This is a genomic window from Streptomyces ambofaciens ATCC 23877 (genome assembly GCF_001267885.1).
GTDB lineage: Bacteria > Actinomycetota > Actinomycetes > Streptomycetales > Streptomycetaceae > Streptomyces > Streptomyces ambofaciens.
In genome coordinates this window covers 5,235,799-5,255,982 of the sequence record NZ_CP012382.1, presented here as the reverse complement: position 1 = coordinate 5,255,982, position 20,184 = coordinate 5,235,799, and the positions used below count along the sequence as shown (strand labels likewise).

18 protein-coding genes are annotated in these 20,184 nt (G+C 73.0%); 7 read left to right on the top strand and 11 right to left on the bottom strand.

Features of this window, described 5'->3' with window-relative positions; genetic code table 11:
* Nucleotides 1-53: 53 nt before the first annotated feature.
* The 7 genes from moeZ to SAM23877_RS23495 all read right to left on the bottom strand — a co-directional run bounded on the left by moeZ (nucleotide 54) and on the right by SAM23877_RS23495 (nucleotide 9,419).
* Nucleotides 54-1,232 carry an adenylyltransferase/sulfurtransferase MoeZ gene (moeZ, locus tag SAM23877_RS23525; RefSeq protein WP_053136750.1) on the bottom strand — a complete coding sequence of 393 codons (1,179 nt, stop codon included), beginning with the start codon at nucleotides 1,230-1,232 and terminating at the stop codon, nucleotides 54-56.
* A 63-nt stretch (nucleotides 1,233-1,295) separates the two neighbouring features.
* Nucleotides 1,296-2,045, bottom strand: a complete 750-nt coding sequence (locus tag SAM23877_RS23520; RefSeq protein WP_053136747.1) for a spherulation-specific family 4 protein — start codon at nucleotides 2,043-2,045, stop codon at nucleotides 1,296-1,298.
* Complete coding sequence (locus SAM23877_RS23515) at nucleotides 2,033-3,091, bottom strand: SDR family oxidoreductase (protein ID WP_053136744.1); 1,059 nt, start codon at nucleotides 3,089-3,091, stop codon at nucleotides 2,033-2,035. Before SAM23877_RS23515 ends, SAM23877_RS23520 begins: the two co-directional genes overlap by 13 nt.
* Before the next feature lie 102 nt (nucleotides 3,092-3,193).
* A complete protein-coding gene (locus SAM23877_RS23510; protein ID WP_425314786.1) occupies nucleotides 3,194-4,603 on the bottom strand; it encodes a hypothetical protein in 1,410 nt (469 codons plus the stop codon).
* A 185-nt stretch (nucleotides 4,604-4,788) separates the two neighbouring features.
* Complete coding sequence (locus tag SAM23877_RS23505; RefSeq protein ID WP_053136740.1) at nucleotides 4,789-6,501, bottom strand: DUF3492 domain-containing protein; 1,713 nt, start codon at nucleotides 6,499-6,501, stop codon at nucleotides 4,789-4,791.
* A 225-nt stretch (nucleotides 6,502-6,726) separates the two neighbouring features.
* Nucleotides 6,727-8,385 (bottom strand): DUF3152 domain-containing protein, encoded by a 1,659-nt coding sequence (locus SAM23877_RS23500; RefSeq protein WP_053136737.1) that lies wholly within the window; start codon nucleotides 8,383-8,385, stop codon nucleotides 6,727-6,729.
* Nucleotides 8,386-8,393: 8 nt separating this feature from the next.
* Complete coding sequence (locus SAM23877_RS23495) at nucleotides 8,394-9,419, bottom strand: alpha/beta fold hydrolase (protein ID WP_053136734.1); 1,026 nt, start codon at nucleotides 9,417-9,419, stop codon at nucleotides 8,394-8,396.
* A 239-nt stretch (nucleotides 9,420-9,658) separates the two neighbouring features.
* Here SAM23877_RS23495 and SAM23877_RS23490 point away from each other — a divergent pair, with 239 nt between their 5' ends.
* The 4 genes from SAM23877_RS23490 to SAM23877_RS23475 all read left to right on the top strand — a co-directional run bounded on the left by SAM23877_RS23490 (nucleotide 9,659) and on the right by SAM23877_RS23475 (nucleotide 11,664).
* Nucleotides 9,659-9,880, top strand: a complete 222-nt coding sequence (locus SAM23877_RS23490) for a hypothetical protein (RefSeq protein ID WP_053136731.1) — start codon at nucleotides 9,659-9,661, stop codon at nucleotides 9,878-9,880.
* 211 nt (nucleotides 9,881-10,091) lie between these two features.
* The gene (locus tag SAM23877_RS23485; protein ID WP_053142796.1) at nucleotides 10,092-10,733 is read left to right on the top strand and encodes a TetR/AcrR family transcriptional regulator; all 642 of its coding nucleotides are present in this window, start codon (nucleotides 10,092-10,094) and stop codon (nucleotides 10,731-10,733) included.
* A gap of 266 nt (nucleotides 10,734-10,999) precedes the next feature.
* The gene (locus SAM23877_RS23480) at nucleotides 11,000-11,227 is read left to right on the top strand and encodes a DUF3107 domain-containing protein (protein ID WP_053136727.1); all 228 of its coding nucleotides are present in this window, start codon (nucleotides 11,000-11,002) and stop codon (nucleotides 11,225-11,227) included.
* 167 nt (nucleotides 11,228-11,394) lie between these two features.
* Nucleotides 11,395-11,664, top strand: a complete 270-nt coding sequence (locus SAM23877_RS23475) for a hypothetical protein (RefSeq protein WP_053136726.1) — start codon at nucleotides 11,395-11,397, stop codon at nucleotides 11,662-11,664.
* 133 nt (nucleotides 11,665-11,797) lie between these two features.
* Here SAM23877_RS23475 and SAM23877_RS23470 read toward each other — a convergent pair whose 3' ends face one another.
* On the bottom strand, nucleotides 11,798-12,562 hold the full coding sequence (locus tag SAM23877_RS23470) for a ferritin-like domain-containing protein (protein WP_053136723.1): 765 nt from the start codon (nucleotides 12,560-12,562) through the stop codon (nucleotides 11,798-11,800).
* 537 nt (nucleotides 12,563-13,099) lie between these two features.
* Here SAM23877_RS23470 and SAM23877_RS23465 point away from each other — a divergent pair.
* Together SAM23877_RS23465 and SAM23877_RS23460 are read left to right on the top strand one after the other, a co-directional pair.
* Complete coding sequence (locus SAM23877_RS23465) at nucleotides 13,100-15,865, top strand: DEAD/DEAH box helicase (RefSeq protein WP_079030387.1); 2,766 nt, start codon at nucleotides 13,100-13,102, stop codon at nucleotides 15,863-15,865.
* A gap of 140 nt (nucleotides 15,866-16,005) precedes the next feature.
* Nucleotides 16,006-16,896 (top strand): alpha/beta fold hydrolase, encoded by an 891-nt coding sequence (locus SAM23877_RS23460; RefSeq protein WP_053136719.1) that lies wholly within the window; start codon nucleotides 16,006-16,008, stop codon nucleotides 16,894-16,896.
* A 24-nt stretch (nucleotides 16,897-16,920) separates the two neighbouring features.
* On the opposite strand, the gene SAM23877_RS23455 is transcribed toward SAM23877_RS23460, so the two are convergent.
* Entirely contained in the window at nucleotides 16,921-17,817 is an 897-nt protein-coding gene (locus SAM23877_RS23455; protein ID WP_053136716.1) for an NYN domain-containing protein, read from the bottom strand.
* A gap of 245 nt (nucleotides 17,818-18,062) precedes the next feature.
* Between SAM23877_RS23455 and SAM23877_RS40295 the strand changes: the two genes are divergently transcribed.
* A complete protein-coding gene (locus SAM23877_RS40295) occupies nucleotides 18,063-18,215 on the top strand; it encodes a hypothetical protein (protein WP_079030386.1) in 153 nt (50 codons plus the stop codon).
* A 105-nt stretch (nucleotides 18,216-18,320) separates the two neighbouring features.
* On the opposite strand, the gene SAM23877_RS23450 is transcribed toward SAM23877_RS40295, so the two are convergent.
* Nucleotides 18,321-18,926 (bottom strand): MarC family protein, encoded by a 606-nt coding sequence (locus tag SAM23877_RS23450; protein WP_053136713.1) that lies wholly within the window; start codon nucleotides 18,924-18,926, stop codon nucleotides 18,321-18,323.
* Nucleotides 18,927-18,978: 52 nt separating this feature from the next.
* The gene (locus tag SAM23877_RS23445; RefSeq protein WP_053136710.1) at nucleotides 18,979-19,836 is read right to left on the bottom strand and encodes a PHP domain-containing protein; all 858 of its coding nucleotides are present in this window, start codon (nucleotides 19,834-19,836) and stop codon (nucleotides 18,979-18,981) included.
* Nucleotides 19,837-20,184 lie beyond the last annotated feature (348 nt).

The window sequence follows — 20,184 nt, the reverse complement described above, 5'->3', positions numbered from 1 at the left end:
GCACCCGCGGTGCGCGAAACCCCCGCCGTCCTGGAAGCGGGACCGGGGCCCGGTCAGTAGACGGGCTTCGCCGGCTCGATCTGGTTGACCCAGCCGATCACACCGCCGCCGACGTGGACGGCGTCGGAAAAGCCCGCGGACTTGAGGACCGCCAGGACTTCCGCACTGCGGACACCCGTCTTGCAGTTCAAGACGATCTTCTTGTCCTGCGGGAGGCTCTCGAGGGCCGAGCCCATCAGGAACTCGTTCTTCGGGATCAGCCGGGCGCCGGGGATGGAGACGATCTCGAACTCGTTCGGCTCGCGGACATCGATGAGCTCGATGTTCTCACCGTCGTCCATCCACTCCTTGAGCTGCTTGGGAGTGATCGTGGAGTCGGCGGCCGCCGCCTGGGCCTCCTCGGACACGACGCCGCAGAAGGCCTCGTAGTCGATGAGCTCGGTGACGGTCGGGTTCTCGCCGCAGACCGCGCAGTCGGGGTCCTTGCGGACCTTGACCTGGCGGTACTGCATCTCCAGGGCGTCGTAGATCATCAGGCGGCCGACCAGCGGCTCACCGATGCCGGCGAGGAGCTTGATGGCCTCGTTGGTCTGGATGGAGCCGATGGACGCGCACAGCACGCCCAGGACGCCGCCCTCGGCGCAGGAGGGGACCATGCCGGGGGGCGGGGGCTCCGGGTAGAGGCAGCGGTAGCAGGGGCCGTGCTCGGACCAGAAGACGGAGGCCTGGCCGTCGAAGCGGTAGATCGAGCCCCAGACATAGGGCTTGTTCAGCAGCACGCAGGCGTCGTTGACCAGGTAGCGGGTCGCGAAGTTGTCCGTGCCGTCGACGATCAGGTCGTACTGGCTGAAGATGTCCATCACGTTGTCGGCTTCGAGCCGCTCCTCGTGAAGGACCACGTCCACGTACGGGTTGATGCCCTTGATGGTGTCGCGGGCGGATTCGGCCTTGGACCGGCCGATGTCGGCCTGGCTGTGGATGACCTGCCGCTGCAGGTTCGACTCGTCGACCTCGTCGAACTCCACGATGCCGAGCGTGCCGACACCGGCCGCCGCCAGGTACATGAGGGTCGGCGAGCCGAGGCCGCCCGCGCCCACGGCGAGCACCTTGGCGTTCTTCAGCCGCTTCTGCCCGTCCATCCCCACGTCGGGGATGATCAGGTGGCGGGAGTACCTGCGGACCTCGTCTACGGTGAGCTCGGGGGCCGGCTCGACCAGGGGTGGCAGCGACACGGGGACTCCGTTGGTCGGTCAGTGATTACGGTTGTTCTGCTCGTAACACTGCCACGGCCTTTTTCATTCCGAGACACCCGTCCCGACTCGCGAGACGATTTCGTCCCAGTAGCCGGGCATGGTCTCCCAGGGGTCGACCTGTCCGCCCCGGTCCGTGCGGTCGGTGAAGTAGATCGTCGCCGCGCCCTGCCAGCGGGCGATGCGCAGGGCCTCCTCCAGGTGCCCGCGCGGGACGCCGTGGACGAAGTGGCAGAAACGCTCGGGCGGGTAGTCGGCGCTCCATTCGGCCGCCTGGGACCAGCGGTAGTCGCTCCAGGCGCCGGAGAAGGTGACGAGTTGGTCGGCGTTCTCGGCGTAGCCGGGGCAGGGATGGGTGCCGTGCCCGAGGACGATGTGGGCGTCGTCACGGATCACCCGCAGGGTGTCGACGGTGCGGCGGACCTCGGGGAGGGCGGCGCGATCGGACGGGCACCGGTCGAGGAGGAAGCCGTCGACCCGGTACCAGTCGAGGTACCGGTGCGCGTCGGAGATCAGTTCGCCGAAGCTCCGGGCCCCATGGGCGGCGTCGAGGTGGCCGAGAACGCGGATGCCGGTGTTGCGCAGACGTCCGGCCGCCTCCAGGCAGTGCGGGTCGGGATGGGCGCCGGGCCCGTCCGCGACGTTGAGGACGACCCAGTCGAGGGGCGTCCCCGGGCAGGTGAGGTCGGCCCACTCCCCGGCGGCGACGAGGGGGTGGGCAAGGCCCGGGACACCGAGGCCGGTCCGGACGTCGGTGCCCGCGCTGCCCGCTGGAGTGCTGGTCAGATACGGCATGCCGCCTCCATCCAGATGTCGGCGAGGGATTCTTCGAGGGCGATCCGCGGCCGCCAGCCGAGCCGGTCGCGGGCGGTGCGCACGTCGGCCTGCTGCCAGCTGCCGCAGCCGTCCGGGTAGGGGTAGGTGACGGGGGAGGTGTGCTCCGCCTCGGCGCGGTCCCCGCGGTGCCCGAGGGGTTCCGGGCGGTGGTGACCGAGGCTGTCGGCGCGGTGGTGGCCGAGGGCGTCGACGCGGTGGCCGGCCGATTCGGTGCGGGGGTGCCCGATGGTCGGGCGGAGCGCTCCGGGAGGTGTGTCGAGTTCGTGCAGGGCACCGCCGTAGCCGGCCACGCGGGCGAGGGTGGCGGCGGCGTCGCGCAGGCGCACGGCACGGCCCGACCCGATGTTGATCACGCCCTGCGCCGCTGAGAGGGAGGCGGCGTGGACGGCACGGGCGACGTCGCGGACGTCGATGAAGTCCCGCTGGGCACCGAGGCCGCCGAGGCGGAGCTCGCCGTCACCGGACTGCATCGCGCGGCGCATGGCCTCGGCGAGCCGGCCCAGCGGGGAGCCGGCGGGGGTGCCGGGGCCGGCGGGTGAGAAGACGCGGAGCACGACGGCGTCGAGGCCGGAGCCGAGGACCAGTTCGGTCGCGGCGAGTTTGCTGACCCCGTAGGGGCCTCCGGGGCGGGGCACGGCGTCCTCCGCGGTGGAGGAGCCGGGCTGGCTGGGGCCGTACTCCGCGCTGCAGCCGACCTGCACGAGGCGGGCGCCGCAGCCGCTGCGGCGCAGTGCCTCGCAGACGGTGGCGACGGCGACGGTGTTGTGCCGGGTGAGTTCCCGGGCGCCGCCCCGGGTGGCTCCGGCGCAGTTGACGACGACGCCGGGGTGGACCGCGTCGAGGAAGCGGGTCAGGGCGCCGGGGCTGCCGGTGGCGAGGTCGAAACGGACGTCGGCGTCGTCGCCGCGGCCGAGAGCGGTGAGCTGGACGGCCGGGTCGGCGAGGAGACGGTCGGCGACGAAACGGCCGATGTAGCCGTTGGCTCCGATCAGCAGGACTCTCATCGGGCGGCTCCCGGTGCCGAGGCGTCGGGTCGGGAGGTGGTCATCTGGGGGCTCCTTCTGCGGGGTGGTGCGGACGAGTGGGGGCTGTCCGGCTGGGTTCGCTCACCGCGGCTGCTCCGTCGACGCGTGGGCCGAGGCTCGGGTCAGACGGCGGGTCGCGTGCGCCAGGAGGATCAGGGCGCCGGTGCCGCAGGCGACCGTCGGTACACCGGCCGGACCCCAGGCGGCGACCAGGGCCTCCACGGGGGCGGCCAGGAAGCCGCAGCCGGGGAGGCGGCCGGCGAAGAGCGCGGCCAGGGCGGCTGCCTCGGCGGTGGCCGCGGCGGTGAGGACGAGCGAGGGGGCGTAGGCGTGACCGTGCACGGTCAGCAGGCGGGCCAGCAGGAGCAGGGCGCCCAGGGTGAGCGCCTGGGGGTAGGCGGCGGGCTCGTCGAGGACCGCGCCGGTCAGTGCCGCAAGGGCCGTCAGGGCGATCATGAACAGGGCGAACGTGCCGAGCAGCAAGGGGCGTACGGAGGCGGAGAAGTCGGCGAGGCCGCGGCTGGCCGTGAGTCTGCGGCGGGCTCGCACGGCGAGGAGACGGGCACTCGCGGCGGCGGGCGCGCAGGCGAGGGCGAGGGCGAGGACCGGGGCGACGGTGACGGGCCAGGGGCCGTCGGCGGTGCCGTCGGGCAGTCCGTCCGGGCCACCGGCGAGAGCGGCGTGGAGCAGTCCGTCGCCGAGGAGGGCGTAGCCGACGAGCCAGCAGGTCCACGTGCCGCTGGTGCGCGCGGTGGCGGCCAGCGGGCCTCGGCGCAGTGCCGCGCGCAGGGCCAGGGTCACCGCGAGGACGCCCACGGCGGCCACGGTCAGGCGCGTTCGCCCGTCGGTGAGGCGCAGGCCTGCCACGGCGGCGGCGCCCAGCGCGCCGGGCAGCAGGGCGAGGACGACGGAGGCGGCGCGCGCCCGGGGGGCCGGCGGGTCCGCGGGGTGCGGGGCCGGGTCGGTGTCACGCGGGACGCGTGCGTACATCTCCTCCGCCAGGGAGAAGACGTCCCGGTGGCGGAAGCGTGCGGCGGTCCGGTCGGTGAGGCCGTGCGCTTCCAGGCCGGCCGCGATCTCCAGTGGGTCCACGGCGCGTTCGCACAGTTCGCGGTGCCGGTGCATCAGGGCTTTCACGGGGTCCGCGGCGGCACGGCGAGCAGCGGACGGCGCCGGCCTGCCACCGGGCGCCCCTCCGCCCTGGGCCGCTGCACGTCCGACGCCCGTCTCACCGGCGGCCACCGATCCGCCTCCGGCCGCCGCTCCATCCCCGGCGGCCACCACGCTGCCGGCGAACGCCGCACCGCTGGCAGCCCCTTGGATGCCGTCGAACGCCGCACCGCTGGCGACCACTTCGCTGCCGGGGGACGACTCACCCCCGGCGGCCACCTCACCGCCGTCGAACGACTCACCCCCGACGAACGCCGCACCACCGGCGTTCGCCTCACCGCCGGTGGCAGTTGCACGCCCCGTGGTCGCCATGTCGCCCATGCCGCCGCGCGCGGAAACGCCCGCCGACGGGGACGTGGCGGCGGCCCCTGGCCCCCGGCCATCGCGCCCACCCGCGGGCGAGCTGCCCGCGTGCGGCGTCCCGTCGGTCAGGGACTCCCGGGAGCGTTCGCCCCAGGCGCCCGGGCTGCCCGGGGTCTCGGGGCGGTCCAGTTCACCGAGGCCGCTCATCGAGCCCCCTCGGTCGCGGAGGCCGGTGCCGTGGCCCGCACGGGTGCGTCCGTCGCCCAGCCGGGTCCGCCCCGGGCCACCACCCGGGAGGCGGGGTCGGTCCAGCGCCCGGGGACGTGCGCTTCGGCGGGGGCGGCGAACGGAAGGGGTTCGCCGGTGTCGTCGAGGACGACGCGGCGTACCGGTGTGCGCGAGAGGATCTCCAGGTAAATGCCGTGAAATGCCGCGACGTTCTGCTCGACGGTGAAGAGTTCCAGTGCGCGGGCGCGCGCCGCGGCGCCCAAGCGCTCCCGGCGCTCGGGGTCGCGCAACAGCGCTACGCACGCCTCGGCGAGCGCGCGCGGATTGCGCGGGGGCACGACGAGTCCGGTGCCGCCGATGGCCTCGACCACCGCGCCGACGTCCGTGGAGACCGTCGCGCGACCGCAGAACATGGCCTCGACCAGTCCGGCCGGGAACCCCTCGACGACGCTGGAGAGCACGACCAGCGCGCCGGAGGCGTACGCGTGGGCGCGGGACGGCAGTTCGGGCCCGCCGGTCTCCTCGAAGGTCACCGGGTTGCGGCCGACGGCGTGCGGGCCGTCGGCCTCGTCGGGGAAGAGCTGCGCGGCCAGGCCCCTGCAGTGGGCGAGGTAGGCCGGGCCTTCGGGTCCGGCCGGGGCGCCGACGATCCTGAGGCGCGCCGCGGGTTCGGCTCTGCGGACCTCCGCGAAGGCGTGCAGCAGGGAGACCAGGTCCTTGGCGGGCTCGACGCGGCCGACCCAGACCAGGGTGTGCGGGTCGGCGCCCCCCGGCTCCTCCCCCACCTCGGAGAAGGGCGCCGCGTCCATGCCCGGATGGACGGTGCGGAGTTTGGCACGGTCGGCCCCGCAGCGCTCCTGCCAGCGACGGGCATGCGTGTTGCCGGGCGTGATCACGGCCGCCCGCCGGTACGTCTCGGCGGCCAGCCGTCCGTGGAAGGCGGCCAGCAGGGACCGTATCGCGGGAGGGGAGTCGGGTTCCGTGAGGTAGTGCGTCCGCAGCCGCACGCCGTACTCCGTCACCAGCAGGGGTACGTCGGAGAAGTGCCGTGCGAGCAGGCCCGGCAGGGCCGCCGTGCCGCCGGAGGCCGCGTGGCAGAGGTCGACCGCGCCGAGGCCGTCGTCCTCGTACCAGTCGAGCGACAGGGGGCGCAGTGCGCGTTCGAGGCGCGCGGCGACGGCGAGCAGATCGGGAACGCGCGCCTCGCGCGCGGAACGGTGGGCGCCGGGCGCACGACAGGCACGTTCCAGGGCGCGTACGGCGGTCTCCGAGCGCAGTGCGCTGGGCAGCCCGCCCTCGTCGCGGGCCAGTTCGGCGAGCCCGTACAGCGCGTTGGCGAAACGGTCCGCCTCAAGGGCCGACGCCCCTTCGGGGGAGCCGGACGGCTCTCCGGGGGTGGTCGTGCACAGCGTCGTGGCCAGTTCGCCGTAGCACTCGGCGAAGCGCCGGCGCGCGCGCCGTCCGTACCCGATCCCGTCGTCCTCGGCTTCCCACAGCGACGCGGTGCGTACGCGGCTGACGTGCGGTGGCAGCGGTACCCACCCGTCGTCTTCCTGCCGCTCACTGCGGCTGAGAGCGTAGACGTCGAACTCGTGCTGCTCGAGCCCGCGCACGAGCCGGTCGCACCAGAGTCCGGCCTCACCGCTCACATACGGATAGCCACCCTCCGTAAGCAGTCCGATGCGCACGCGCGCACCCCCGATCTCCCGTCTGGGGAGCCGCCGTTGGCCCGGCGGCTCGCAGCGGGACGAACGTATGCGGACAAGGCGGTGGCGCGATGGACGGTTGTCCATCGCGCCACCAAAAGGGGTGAACGGTCGTAACTTTCCCGCACGAACGACGTTCCGTCGCGCTAAGGGATCAAATAATCACCGTGCGTGACGCTCGGGCCCCTGCGACCCGAGTCCGGTCGCTCAGCTGTTGGGGTACGCCCAGGCGTTCGGGCGGCAGTCGATCCCGTCGTGGTCGACGAACTTGGTCTGCTGCTGCATGACGGGGGCGAGCTCACCGTCCTTGTCGCAGCTGACGTGGTTGAAGCCGATGCGGTGGCCGACCTCGTGGTTGATCAGCATCTGCCGGTACGCGTGGATCGCGCCACCGTAGGGCTCCGCGCCCTGGGCCCAGCGGTAGGCGTTGATCATCACGCGCTCGGTGGCGGCGGAGTCGCAGGAGACGTTGTCCTCGGTGGTGTCCAGGCCGGACTTGGCGCACCAGTCGGCGGTCGTGCCGGGACTGGCCAGTGTGATCACGAAGTTGGGCTGCCCGGAGTGGATCCGCTCGAAGCTGCGGGCGCCGTCGTGGGCCCAGCTCCGGTCGTCGTTGAGCGTCTTGTGCACGGCCTCGGCGAAGAGCTCCCCGTCCAGGCCCAGCCCTCGCTCGACATCCACGCGATAGGTGTACCTCTGCCCCTTCCCGGGCCCCTTGGCGATGCCGGGGATCGCGTCGAACTCGCCCGAGCCCTTGAGCGCGGCGCCGAGCGGATACGTCTTTCCCATCTTCTGTTCGTACGTCAGCGGCACCGTGGTCTCCGACGCGGAGGGCGTCGGCCGTCCGTCCGCACGCGAGGCGGGGTCGTGCACGTCACGGGCCTGGTCGGTGGCGGCCTGCGACCGCACGTCGCCGCCGTCCGCGCCGTCGGCGACCTGGCCGGCCACGACGACCGCCAGCACGGTGGTGACGGCTGCCGCGGCGATGCCGGTGAAGGTCCTGCCCTTGCCTCCCTTGACCGGCGCGGGATCGCCCGTGGGCGCCGCGTCGTCGGCGTCGGCCGCGGTGCCACCGCCGCCGCTGCCGCTCCCGTCGCCGGCGGTCCAGTCGGTGACGGAGGAGTACGGGTCGGAGGGCTGCGGTTCGGAGGGCCGCGCGGGGGCGGGGGTACGGCGCGGGGGGCGGGCCGCGAAGACGTCGTCGCGCTCACCGAAGGCGTCCAGGTAATCCTGCCGCGGACCTCCCGGCGGCCCCTGCCGCTGCCGTGGGAAGGACGCCCCGGGGTGCGCGGGAGCGCCGGGCGGCGGGCCGGCCGGGGTCGCGTAGCCGGCGCCGGAACCGGCCCGACCGCTCAGCTCGCCCCAGCCACCGCCGGACTCACGCTGCTCGGGATGACCACCACGCACTCGCGGCACACCGCGCGCGGGCGTCCCGTCGGCACCTCCCGGGCCACCGTGCGCCGGGGCACCGTCGACGAACCTCGGCACACCGTGCGCGGGCGTACCGTCCGGAACCCGCGGAAACCCATGCGCCGGCGTACCGCCCCGATCCGTCGGACGGCCATGCCCCGGCGTGCCCTCCGGGAGCCACCGGCCCGACGGTCCCGGCGTGCCCTCGGGTAGTCGCCGCCCCGGACCCGTGTGCTCCCCGGGGCCACCACGAGCATCGCCCCGGGCGGCGCCACCCGGTACTCCAAGGGGCATCGCGCCGGGTGTCCCGGGCGTCGGTGGCGGTGTCTGCTCCCCGGCCTGAGTCCCGGGCGCGCGGCGGCGGCCCAGCAGGCCGGGCCGGCCCTCCCGCGCTGCTGCGGTGGCGTCCGCGTCGTCGGCCTTGGGTGCGGGCCCGCGGCGGCTGTGGCGTCCCACGTCGCGCCTCAGCCTCCTGTGCTCTGGTCGGCGGGCTCGTCTTCCCGAGCCCTGGTGGTCCTCTCGCCGGCGGCCGGCTGCTGTCCGGTGTCCGCGAGCAGTTCACGGAACGCCCTGGCCACGGCCTCCGGATACTCCATCATCGCCACGTGCCCCGCGTCCGGCAGGGTCAGCAGCCGGGAGTCGCGGAAGGCTCGGGCGGCGCGCTGGGCCATGCGGTAGCCGACGAGTTGGTCGCGTCCACCGTAGACCAGGAGTGTGGGCGCGAGAACCCGCTCGGCCTGTCGCCACAGCCCGTGCTGGCCGCCCACGGTGTACGCGTTGACGATCCCGCGCGCGGAACGCGCCATCGCGTCCCAGAAGTACGGCAGCCGCAGTCGCCGCTCCATCTCCTCCACGGCGTTGCGGAACCCCTCCGGGGACACCCTCTCCGGGTCCCCGTAGCAGAGTCCCGTGACGCCGCGCACCCGCTGTTCGGCGGTCCACTCCCTGGTGAGCCGGGTGAACAGCGCCACCACCCCCGGCAGCGCCAGCAGCCCCGTCGGCACGGCGCTGCGCTGCACACGGATCTCCGGCAGCGCGGGCGACACCAGGGTCAGCGTCCGCACCAGGTCCGGGCGGGCCGCGGCCACACGGGTGACGACGGCGCCGCCGAGGGAGTTGCCGAAGAGGTGCACGGGACCGCGCCCGGCCGCGTCGAGGAGCCGGACGACCGCGCGCGCGTGGCCCGTGATCGAGTAGTCCCCGTCGTCCGGCGGCGGGGAGTCGCCGAAGCCCGGCAGGTCGACGGCCTCGCTGTCGACGACACCGTCCAGCAGCGGCATCAGCGCCGACCAGTTCTGCGAGGAACCGCCGAGACCGTGCACGTACAGCGCCGGTGGCAGCCCGTCGCGGGCCGGTGGTCTCGAACGCACCGTCAGCGTGATGCCGGGCAACTGGACCGACCTGAGGCGCTCGCCGTCCGCGACCCTGACGGCCGCGACCTTCGGCAGCACGTTCGCGGGCGACAGGGACGGCGGCTCGGGCGAAGGCATGCGGCAATGTTACGAGACGATCACGCAGTGGTTCATGTGTTCGCCGTCACAGGCCGGAACGGTGTGTCCGGAACGGCGTGTCCGTCCTCCACGCCGTCTCCGCCTCCGTCCTCACCATCGCCACCCACGTCCACGGACGACGCATGGCGTCCGGAACGGGTGTCTCCTACGCTCATGAAGTGGGCACCCGCGTGTGACCCCCTGAATCGCCAGGGACGTTCGTAGGAAGGGAGCCCAGCATGACCGTCGACCCGACCGACCCCGAGACCTTCGACACCGAGACGCAGGACGCGGAGGAAATCGACGTCGAGGCACCCGACGCCGACGCCGCCGAGCAGCAGACGGACGTCGCCCCGGAGCGCGACGACCCGCTGACCGGCATCGACCCGGATCGCGCCAATGAGGCCGACCTGGCCGAACAGGCACGGGTGGTCTCCCACGACGAGGACGACTACCGCTGAGACGCGACGCCGCCAGGTGGTGACGAAGCGACTCATCCGCCAGGAAGGAGCGCCGCTTTCTGCCCGGACTGGGATCTTTTGAAACCTGTTGTGCGGCTATCGCCACCGTCCGGTCCGTGAAATTCTGCGCTCGCACCGCGCACAGCACGGTTACCGAAAAGTACGATGACGAGGCGGCGCACACCGCACGTGGACGACTATGGGAGGCGGCGTGACAGCCATCGAGCAGACAGAGGCGGTACGCCCACGGGGCACACGCCTTCCCCGCCGAGCCCGACGCAACCAGCTGCTGGGCGCCGCACAGGAAGTCTTCGTGGCCCAGGGCTACCACGCGGCCGCGATGGACGACATCGCCGAACGCGCCGGGGTCAGCAAGCCGGTGCTCTACCAGCACTTCCCGGGCAAGCTCGACCTCTACCTCGCCCTGCTGGACCAGCACTGCGAGTCCTTGATCCAGTCCGTACGGAGCGCGCTCGCGTCGACGACCGACAACAAGCAGCGCGTCCGGGCCACGATGGACGCCTATTTCGCGTACGTCGAGGACGACGGCGGCGCCTTCCGCCTGGTCTTCGAGTCGGACCTGACCAACGAGCCCGCCGTGCGCGAGCGCGTCGACAAGGTCACGAACGAGTGCGCCGAGGCGATCTGCGACGTCATCGCCGAGGACACCGGCCTCTCGCGCGCCGAGTCGATGCTGCTGGCCTCCGGGCTGGGCGGCCTCGCCCAGGTGGTGGCCCGCTCCTGGCTGCACAGCGACCGCAGCGTGCCCCGCGACCAGTCGGTGCAGTTGCTGACCTCGCTGGCCTGGCGCGGCATCGCCGGTTTCCCGCTGCACGGCAGCGAGCAGCACTGACGGCGCACACACGGCACGGGCACCGGCTCGGCCCGGCTCGGCACGCTCCTGCCAGGTCGGGCGCGGTCCGGCACGGTCCGGGCCGCTCCGGCAGGAGACGGTCCGGGCCGGCGGACCCGCGGCACGTTGCGCACCCGGTTCTGTTCCCGTCGGCTGTTCGCTCTTGGCGTTCTCGGACGCAGCGTGTACGTCCCCTCACCGGGCTAATGTGTGCGGGTACGGCGCGGAAGATCGCGCACTTCACTGACCGTCGGAGGGACATAGCCGTGGAGGTCAAGATCGGCGTGCAGCACGCGCCCCGCGAGATCGTTCTGGAGAGCGGTCAGACTGCCGAGGAGGTCGAGCGCGTGGTGGCCGAGGCGCTCGCCGGCAAGTCGCAGCTCCTGAGCCTCGTGGACGAACACGGCCGCAAGGTCCTGGTACCGGCCGACCGTCTCGCCTATGTCGAGATCGGCGAGTCGACCCCGCGCAAGGTGGGCTTCGGCGCGCTGTAACCGCGGACGCGGTACGGGAGGGGCCCGGCGGTGACTCACCGCCGGGCCCCTCCCGTACGTCGGACGGAGCACAGTTCACCCACAGGGGGAGGGTTGCATTCCGCAGGTCAGGGGTAACCAGACTGTGACCGTTTCGGGCGGGCCGGCTGCGTGGGAGGGACCCCGACATGCTCTTGGAAGCGCTCAGCGCCACAATCCTCGGCCTCGCCCTGGCGTGGGCCGCCGCCCACCGTCTGCCGCACCGTCTCCCGGCCCGCGTCCTGGTCCTGCCGACCGGGATCGCCGGAGCCCTCTTCGGGGCGTTCGTGACGCACACGGCACTGGGCGCGGGTGGTCTCCTGCCGGTCCTCATCGGCTCGGCCGCCATCTCCGCGGCCTCGCTCTCACTGCTGCTGCGCCCCGCCAGAAGGCTGCGCCGCCGATCGGCGACCGCCTGACCGGCGACCCGACCGGCTGCCCGGCCGACGACCTGACAGTCCACCCGTCCGGACAGTCCACCGTCCGGGCAGCCCACCCGTCGGGGCCGGCGCCCCCGTACGCCGGTCCCGGGCCCGGTGGCACCGACCGCTGTCAGGCGGCCAGGCCCAGCGCCGCCATCCGCTTCGTGTGCGCCTCCGTGATCCGGGAGAACATCCGGCCGACCTCGGCGAGGTCGAACCCGTCCGCGACCCCGCCCACGAGCATCGTGGACAGCGCGTCCCGGTCGGCCACCACCCGCTGGGACTGCGAGAGAGCCTCCCCCATCAGCCGCCGCGCCCACAGCGCGAGCCGCCCGCCGACCCGCGGGTCCGCGTCGATGGCCGCACGGACCTTCTCCACGGCGAAACCGGCGTGACCGGTGTCGTCGAGCACGGCCAGCACCAGCTCACGGGTGTCGGAGTCGAGGCGGGCCGCGACCTCGCGGTAGAAGTCGCTGGCGATGGAGTCGCCGACGTAGGCCTTGACGAGTCCCTCCAGCCAGTCGGAGGGGTCCGTCTGCTTGTGGAAACCGTCGTAGGCGGCCACGAACGGCTCCATCGCCTCGGTCGGCTCCTCACCGATCTCGGCGAGCCGGCCGCGCAGGCGCTCGAAGTGGTGGAACTCCGCCGACGCCATCTTCGCCAGCTCCGCCTTGTCCGCCAGCGTGGGCGCCAGCTTGGCGTCGTCGGCGAGCCGCTCGAACGCCGCCAGCTCGCCGTACGCGAGGGCGCCGAGCAGGTCCACGACCGCGGCACGGTACTGCGGGTCGGCGGCGGCCGTCGTCCAGTCCTGGGCGGCTACTCCGGTGGCACCGGTGGGTTCGGTGGTCTTGGCGGAGGCGGCTGCGGCGTTGCCAGGCTTGTCAGAGCTCGTCATGCAGCGCACAATAACCCGCCCGCCGTCGGCCGGAAGGCCCCCGGTCGACCTGCGTCCGTTTCCGATCCGCCCGTGGTCGTACCAGGTCAGTCCGTGTGACGACGACTACGTGACCGAATCGGCCATCGCGTGTGCGCGAATCCGGGGTATGGTGGTAATGCGCCTGCCGAGTATGTGACGTACGGGTACGTGACATCGTCGTCGGGCCGCACGCATGAGGATGCCCGGTCGGTGGCCCGATCGGCTCCGACCCGACAGCCCTCCATGCCGTACGCCACGCCGTGTACGGAATCCGGAGGGGGACCCTCAGTGGTACGAGCGCTGGAGCGTCGACAGAGGTCCCGTGTCCTACGGCTCTCCCGCAGGGCAGCCGACGTCCCCGACACACGGTCCGGCACGACCCGCGCGCTCGCCTCGCACCACGTACACAGAAGAGGCAGCACCCTGACTACGACGTTTCGTTCCCTCGGAATCCTTCCCGAGACCGCCGAAGCCCTCGAGGCCGTCGGCATCATCACCCCCTTCCCCATCCAGGAGATGACGCTCCCCGTAGCCCTGTCGGGCAAGGACGTCATCGGCCAGGCCAAGACCGGCACGGGCAAGACGCTGGGCTTCGGCCTCCCGCTCCTCGAGCGGGTGACCGTCCCCGCCGACGTCGAGGCCGGCCGCGCCGCTCCCGAGGCCCTCACCGACGCCCCGCAGGCCCTCGTCGTCGTCCCGACGCGCGAGCTGTGCCAGCAGGTCACCAACGACCTCCTGACCGCGGGCAAGGTGCGCAACGTGCGCGTCCTCGCGATCTACGGCGGCCGGGCGTACGAGCCGCAGGTGGAGGCCCTCAAGAAGGGCGTCGACGTGATCGTCGGCACCCCGGGCCGCCTGCTGGACCTCGCGGGCCAGAAGAAGCTGAGCCTGAAGCACATCAAGAGCCTGGTCCTCGACGAGGCCGACGAGATGCTCGACCTGGGCTTCCTGCCCGACGTCGAGAAGATCATCAACATGCTGCCGGCCCGGCGCCAGACCATGCTGTTCTCGGCCACCATGCCGGGCGCCGTCATCGGACTGGCCCGCCGTTACATGTCGCAGCCCACGCACATCTCCGCCACCTCGCCGGACGACGCGGGCGCGACGGTCGCGAACACGAAGCAGTTCGTTTACCGCGCGCACAACATGGACAAGCCCGAGATGGTGTCGCGCATACTGCAGGCCGACGGCCGGGGACTGGCCATGGTCTTCTGCCGCACCAAGCGCACGGCCGCCGACCTGGCCGACCAGCTCAAGCAGCGCGGCTTCGCCTCCGGCGCGGTCCACGGCGACCTCGGCCAGGGCGCCCGCGAGCAGGCCCTGCGCGCCTTCCGCAACGGCAAGGTGGACGTCCTCGTCTGCACCGACGTCGCCGCCCGCGGCATCGACGTCGAGGGCGTGACGCACGTCATCAACTACCAGTCGCCGGAAGAGGAGAAGACGTACCTGCACCGCATCGGCCGCACCGGCCGCGCGGGCGCCAAGGGTACGGCGATCACGCTGGTCGACTGGGACGACATCCCGCGCTGGCAGCTGATCAACAAGGCGCTGGACCTGGGCTTCAACGACCCGCCGGAGACGTACTCCACCTCCCCCCACTTCTACACCGACCTGGGCATCCCGGCGGGCACCAAGGGCGTCCTCCCGCGTTCCGAGCGCACGCGCGCCGGGCTCGACGCGGAGGAGCTGGAGGACCTGGGCGAGCCGGGTGGCCGCGGTGGCCGCACGCGCGGCGACCGCGGTGACCGGGGTGGCCGGAGCGAGCGGGGTGGCCGAGGCGGCCGGGACGAGTCCCGTTCCGCCGAGCGCGAGCGTTCGTCCGGTACGACGACGCCGCGTCGTCGTCGCCGGATGCGCGGTGGAGCGCCGGTGGACGCGGACACCTCCGCGACGACCACCGCTCCCGAGGCCGTGACCGGCGGTGCGGACATCGCCGCCGACGCGTCCGCGGACGCCGCCGAGGGTCCCCGCACCCTGCGCCGCCGACGCCGTACGCGTGGCGGGGAGTCGTCGCGCCGACCGGCGACGGCCCCCACGACCGACACCGACATCCCCGCCGCCCAGACGGTGGAGGGCACCGCGGTCGTGGTCCCCGAGACCGCGGAGGCCGCGGACGCCCCGTCGAGCTCGCGCCGCCGTCGCACCCGTAAGCCGGCCGAGGCGCCGGTCGCCCTGCCGGAGACCACCCCGGTGGTCGAGCCGGTGACGGCCGACGCTCCGGCGGCCGGAGCCCCGACCGAGGCTCTGGTCACCGAGGCCGTGGTGACCGAGAAGCCGCGTCGCCGCACCCGCAAGGCCGCGCCCACGACCGCCGAGGCGACGGTCGCCACGGCGGAGGGAACGGTCGAGGCCGCCTCCGAGCCGGCGGAGACCAAGCCGCGCCGCACCCGCAAGACGGCCGCCGCCAAGGCGGAAGCCGCGGTCGACACCGCCGAGGCCGTGGAGACCAAGCCCCGGCGCACCCGCAAGACGGCCGCGACGAAGTCCGAGGCCGTCACGGAGGTCGCCGAAGGCACCGCCGAGGCCGTGGAGACCAAGCCGCGCCGCCGTACCCGCAAGGCGGCCGAGCCCGTCGAGAGCGCGGGCGCCAGGGCCGGCATCCCGGCTCAGAGCGCGCAGGAGCCGGAAGCGACCGAGGCCAAGCCCCAGCGCACCCGCAAGACGGCCGCCGCCAAGGCGGAGACCGCCGTCGACACGGCCGAAGGCACGGAGACCAAGCCGCGCCGCCGCACCCGCAAGACGGCCGAACCCGCCGAGACCGCCGAACCCATCGAGACGGCGACGCAGGAACCGGAAGCGACCGAGGCCAAGCCCCGACGCACCCGCAAGACGGCCGCCGCCAAGGCGGAGACCGCCGTCGACACGGCCGAAGGCACGGAGACCAAGCCGCGCCGCCGCACCCGCAAGACGGCCGAACCCGCCGAGACCGCCGAACCCATCGAGACGGCGACGCAGGAACCGGAAGCGACCGAGGCCAAGCCCCGGCGCACCCGCAAGACGGCCGCCGCCAAGGCGGAGACCGCCGTCGACACGGCCGAAGGCACGGAGACCAAGCCGCGCCGCCGCACCCGCAAGGCGGCCGAACCCGCCGAAGCCACGGCCGGGATCCCGGCCCAGGCCTCGCAGGAGCCGGAGGCCGCACCGCGGCGTCGGACCCGTAAGGCCGCCACGACCGTCGAGGCGCCCGCCGAGGCCCCCGACGCCGCCGAGGCGAAGCCGAAGGCCCGCCGCTCCCGCAAGGCGGCGGCCGCCACTCAGCCCGCGGAGTCCGGCGAGAGCTGACCGGCACCGTTCCACCCGACCGTCGGCCCGGTCCCGCCACCCAGGCGGGGCCGGGCCGACGGCGTGGGACCCCCTCGTCGGGTGCCGACACCCGCCAGCCGCCCCACCCCGCGTCCGCCGCCCCCGGATAACCTCGGCCCGTGAGCAGGAACGCCGCCTTCGCCCCGCCCCCGGACGCCCGCACGTACCGACTGCGTACCGCGCGCGGTGAGTTCGCCGTCGTCGACTCGCCCGTGGCCGACGGGGCCGAGCCGAAGGGGGTGGTGCTGATGCTGCCCGGGTTCACGGGGAGCAAGGAGGACTTCACGCTACTGCACGAGCCGCTCGGCGCGCGCGGTTACCGCACGGTCGCCGTGGACGGCAGGGGGCAGTACGAGTCCGACGGGCCGGAACACGACGAGGCCGCCTACGCGCAGACCGAGCTGGCCCGGGACGTGCTGGCCCAGGTGGCCGCCCTCGGGGTGCGGGTGCATCTGGTCGGACACTCCCTCGGCGGCCAGATCGCCCGCGCTGCCGTGCTGCTCGACCGCGACCCCTTCGTCTCCCTCACCCTGATGTCCTCGGGCCCGGCCCGGATCTCCGTCTCCCAGCAGCAGCGGGTGAAGTTGCTGCGGGACGCGCTCGACACGATGACGATGGCCGAGGTCTGGCAGGTGATCCAGGCGATGGGCCCGCCCGAGGAGGTCGGCGGTCCCGCCGTCGGCCCCGGGGACCCGGACCGGCTGCGCAGCCGCTGGCTGGGCACCAGGCCCGCTCAACTCCTCGCCACCGGACGCCAGTTGTGCAGCGAACCGGACCGTGTCGCCGAGCTCGCCGCCGTGGCGCCCGCCTGCCACGTGGTGTCGGGCGCCTACGACGACACCTGGCCGGTCCCCCTCCTGGACGAGATGGCCCTACGGCTGGGCGCTCGCCGGACCGTGATCACCGGCGCCGAGCACTCCCCCAACACCGACCAGCCGCTGCCGACCGCCCGCGCGCTGGCCGACTTCTGGGACGACGTCTGCTCCCGGCAGCGGTCGGACCGGGCCTGACCGGCGCGACCTCGGGGCGACGGCCTAGTACTGCGCCTGCAGGTGCTCCCAGAAGCCGTCCCGCAGCGTCCGTCGCAGGTCGGACTGGCCGCGGAGCGAGTACTGCAGCAGCCCCTCGGCCTCCACCAGGAGGTCCTGGTCCACCGACCCGGGGAGGTAGGGGTGACCGGGAAGGAGGTCGACCAGTGACTCGCGGCCCCGGGCGGCCAGCCACTTCGCGGCGATCTGCGCGCCGACGAACCGGACGTCCTCGCGGGTCGGACGGGAGCCGCCCGTCACCTCGTGGACCTGGGCCGTGCGGCGGGAGACGTACGGCTTGAAGAAGTCGAGGTCGAAGGTGCGCTGGCTGTCGACCTCCCACAGCAGCGGATCGGCCTGGTTGCGGCCCTCGGGGGCCTCGATGCCCCACAGGTGGACGCGGGCTCCGTAGCCCTGGGCCGCCTCGACCGCGGAGACCAGGTCCTCGTCGCCGCCGAGCAGTGCCGCGTCGCTGATGGCGCGGTGCCGGGCGAGGGACTCCAGGTCGGAGCGGATGAGGGAGTCGACGCCCTTCTGCTGGTTGTTGGCGTTGAGGTTGCCGAGGCGGACCTTGACGTCCGGGAGCTCGGCGATGGACTGCTGCTCGGCGGTGTGGATGCGGCGCCGGGCGCCGTCGTACCAGTAGACGCGCAGCAGGCGGCTGTCCGCGAAGATCGTGCGGGCCGTGTCGATGAGGGCCTCGATCAGTCCCTCGGCGTCCAGCTCGAAGGCCCGGCGGTCCTCGGTGCCGGCCACCAGACGTCCCGCCGCCGCGTAGAGGTATCCGGCGTCGACGAAGATCGCGTGGGTCGAGGGTGTCTTGGCCACCTCGGCGAGCATGCGCTGCAGCAGCTCGTTGGTGCGATCGATGCGGGCGTTCATGGACGCGAGGTCGTCGTTCATCGCCTCTATTGTCCCGGCGGTCACGCTGCGAACACAACCGGTCCCCGTCAGTCTTGTACCGGGTCTCTTGCGCAAGAACCCGGACCGCATACCGGTCAGTAGTTAGCCGTTCGAAAAATTTCCTTAGCTAGGGAATGTTTGTAACACGCAACCCGTTGACTATGCATGGAAGCCCCGGGCACCGACGACCCAGGAGCCACATCAGTAGTTCTCCGCAGGAGGATGACCAGATCAAGGGAGAGGCCATGCGCTTTGAAGTCATGCGACTCGATGATGTCGACGGAACCCCCGTGGACACGACCGTCGTGGACGCCGCCTCTGTGAACCGCATCGTTCAACAGGCCGCCGCCATAGGGCAGCGCCTGTGGATCCGCCCCGCCGACACCACGGCCTTGTAGCGCGGACCGCCCGCACACAGCACACGGCCCCCGCACGGAACTCCGTGCGGGGGCCTTGCGCATACTCCCCTACGGGCCCCGCGCACCTCGCGCGGGGACGACCGCTCACGCGCCCTGGATCACCTGCGTGACACCGTTGATGATCTGCTGCACGGCGATCGCGGAGAGCATCATGCCGGCGAGTCGGGTCACCAGGACCACTCCGCCGTCTTTGATGACCCGGATGATCAGCAGCGAATACCGCATCACCAGCCACAGCACCACGTGGATCGCGAGGATCGCCGCCCACACCGAGACCTGCGTGGTCGCGCTGTCGGCCTTCTGCACGGCCAGGATGACCGACACGATCGCTCCGGGCCCGGCGAGCAGCGGCATGCCCAGCGGTACGAGCGCGACGTTGACGTCCTTGGTCTGCTTCGGCTCGTCCGTCTTGCCGGTCAGCAGGTCCAGCGCGATCAGCAGGAGCAGCAGCCCGCCCGCGATCATCAGCGCGGGCACGGAGACGTGCAGGTAGTCCAGGATCTGGTGTCCGAGCAGACCGAACACGGTGATCACGCCACCGGCGACGCAGACGGCCTGGAAGGCCATCCGCTTCTGCACCTTGGCGGGCCGGCCGGAGGTCAGCGCGAGGAAGATCGGCGTGATCCCGGGGGGATCCATGATCACGAAAAGGGTCAGGAAGAGGGAGCCGAAGACGGCGACGTCGAACATGGGTGAGCTGTTGGCCTTGCGGGAGAGCGGAAGGTGGGCGTGCGGGGGGGGCTCAGGCTCCGCCGGCCCCCGGCACGGGGAAGGCCCCGAACGCCCGTCGCGTGATCTCCCCGTACACCTCGGGGTCCGTGGTGTACTCGCCGAGCAGGCAGGTCTTCCGGCTGCCGTGGTAGTCGCTGGAGCCGGTGACCAGGAGCCCCAGCTCCTTCGCCATGCCCCGCAGCCGTGCCCGGGTGTCCGCGTCGTGGTCCATGTGATCGACCTCGATGCCGTCGAGTCCGGCGGCGGCCAGCTCGGCGATCGTGGCCTCCGGCACCGTGCGGCCCCGCTTGGCGGCGGCCGGGTGCGCGAACACGGCGACCCCGCCCGCGCCCTTGATCAGCCGGAGTGCCTCGAAGGGGTCGGTCTCGTGCTTCGGTACGAAGACCCGGCCACCGTCGGCCAGCCAGTCCGCGGTGAAGGCGTCGCTCACGGTGGGTACGACACCGAGTTCGACGAGGGCGGAGGCCACGTGCGGCCGTCCGACCGAGCCGTCACCGGCGATGCGCTCGACCTGTTCCCAGGTGACGGGCACGCCCAGCGAGTTCAGCTTGGCCACCATGCCCTTGGCCCGCGGCACCCGGTCGTCCCGGACCAGCTCGCGCTCGGCGAGCAGGGCGGGCTCCTCGGGGTCGAAGAGGTAGGCCAGCATGTGCATGCTGACGCCGTCGACCCGGCAGGAGAGTTCGGCGCCGGTGACGAGGGTGAGCCCCTCGGGGAGCGCGGCGACGGCCTCGGCGTGGCCGCGGGTGGTGTCGTGGTCGGTCAGCGCGATGACGTCAAGACCGGCCGTGGCGGCCTTGCGCACCAGCTGGGCCGGGGTGTCCGTGCCGTCGGACGCGGTGGAGTGGGTGTGCAGATCGATGCGCACGACGCTGACTCCAAGCGGTGACGGGACGGACAGGGACGCTCAAGGATAACCGGAACTCGAACCACCGCCGTCACACTCGAAGCGGCCCTGCGCCCCCTACGTACCCGCCGCCCGACGTCCCTCCACGCACCCGCCCCGAGACCCCGCCGCACAGCGCACCCCCGGCACCCGCCACCCGGCGCCTCCCCGCACCCACGGCCTCCCGGCTCGCCGACGCGGACGGTGCCGCGCTCGACCGCGCCGGTCACGACCGTGCCGCCATCCGACACCTCCCGGCACCCACCGCCTCCGGGCATCCGGCATCCGCGACCGCCAGGCATCCGGCGGCCAGGCATCCGGCGGCCAGGC

What these genes read in the sequence shown, in the direction of transcription:
- SAM23877_RS23515 (WP_053136744.1), bottom strand. Translation starts at nt 3,091, where the DNA reads ATGAGAGTCCTGCTGATCGGAGCCAACGGCTACATCGGCCGTTTCGTC.
- SAM23877_RS23465 (WP_079030387.1), top strand. Translation starts at nt 13,100, where the DNA reads ATGACGCTCCCCGTAGCCCTGTCGGGCAAGGACGTCATCGGCCAGGCC.
- SAM23877_RS23490 (WP_053136731.1), top strand. Translation starts at nt 9,659, where the DNA reads ATGACCGTCGACCCGACCGACCCCGAGACCTTCGACACCGAGACGCAG.
- SAM23877_RS23520 (WP_053136747.1), bottom strand. Translation starts at nt 2,045, where the DNA reads ATGCCGTATCTGACCAGCACTCCAGCGGGCAGCGCGGGCACCGACGTC.
- SAM23877_RS23475 (WP_053136726.1), top strand. Translation starts at nt 11,395, where the DNA reads ATGCTCTTGGAAGCGCTCAGCGCCACAATCCTCGGCCTCGCCCTGGCG.
- SAM23877_RS40295 (WP_079030386.1), top strand. Translation starts at nt 18,063, where the DNA reads ATGCGCTTTGAAGTCATGCGACTCGATGATGTCGACGGAACCCCCGTG.
- SAM23877_RS23510 (WP_425314786.1), bottom strand. Translation starts at nt 4,603, where the DNA reads ATGGGCGACATGGCGACCACGGGGCGTGCAACTGCCACCGGCGGTGAG.
- SAM23877_RS23455 (WP_053136716.1), bottom strand. Translation starts at nt 17,817, where the DNA reads ATGAACGACGACCTCGCGTCCATGAACGCCCGCATCGATCGCACCAAC.
- SAM23877_RS23470 (WP_053136723.1), bottom strand. Translation starts at nt 12,562, where the DNA reads ATGACGAGCTCTGACAAGCCTGGCAACGCCGCAGCCGCCTCCGCCAAG.
- SAM23877_RS23450 (WP_053136713.1), bottom strand. Translation starts at nt 18,926, where the DNA reads ATGTTCGACGTCGCCGTCTTCGGCTCCCTCTTCCTGACCCTTTTCGTG.
- SAM23877_RS23495 (WP_053136734.1), bottom strand. Translation starts at nt 9,419, where the DNA reads ATGCCTTCGCCCGAGCCGCCGTCCCTGTCGCCCGCGAACGTGCTGCCG.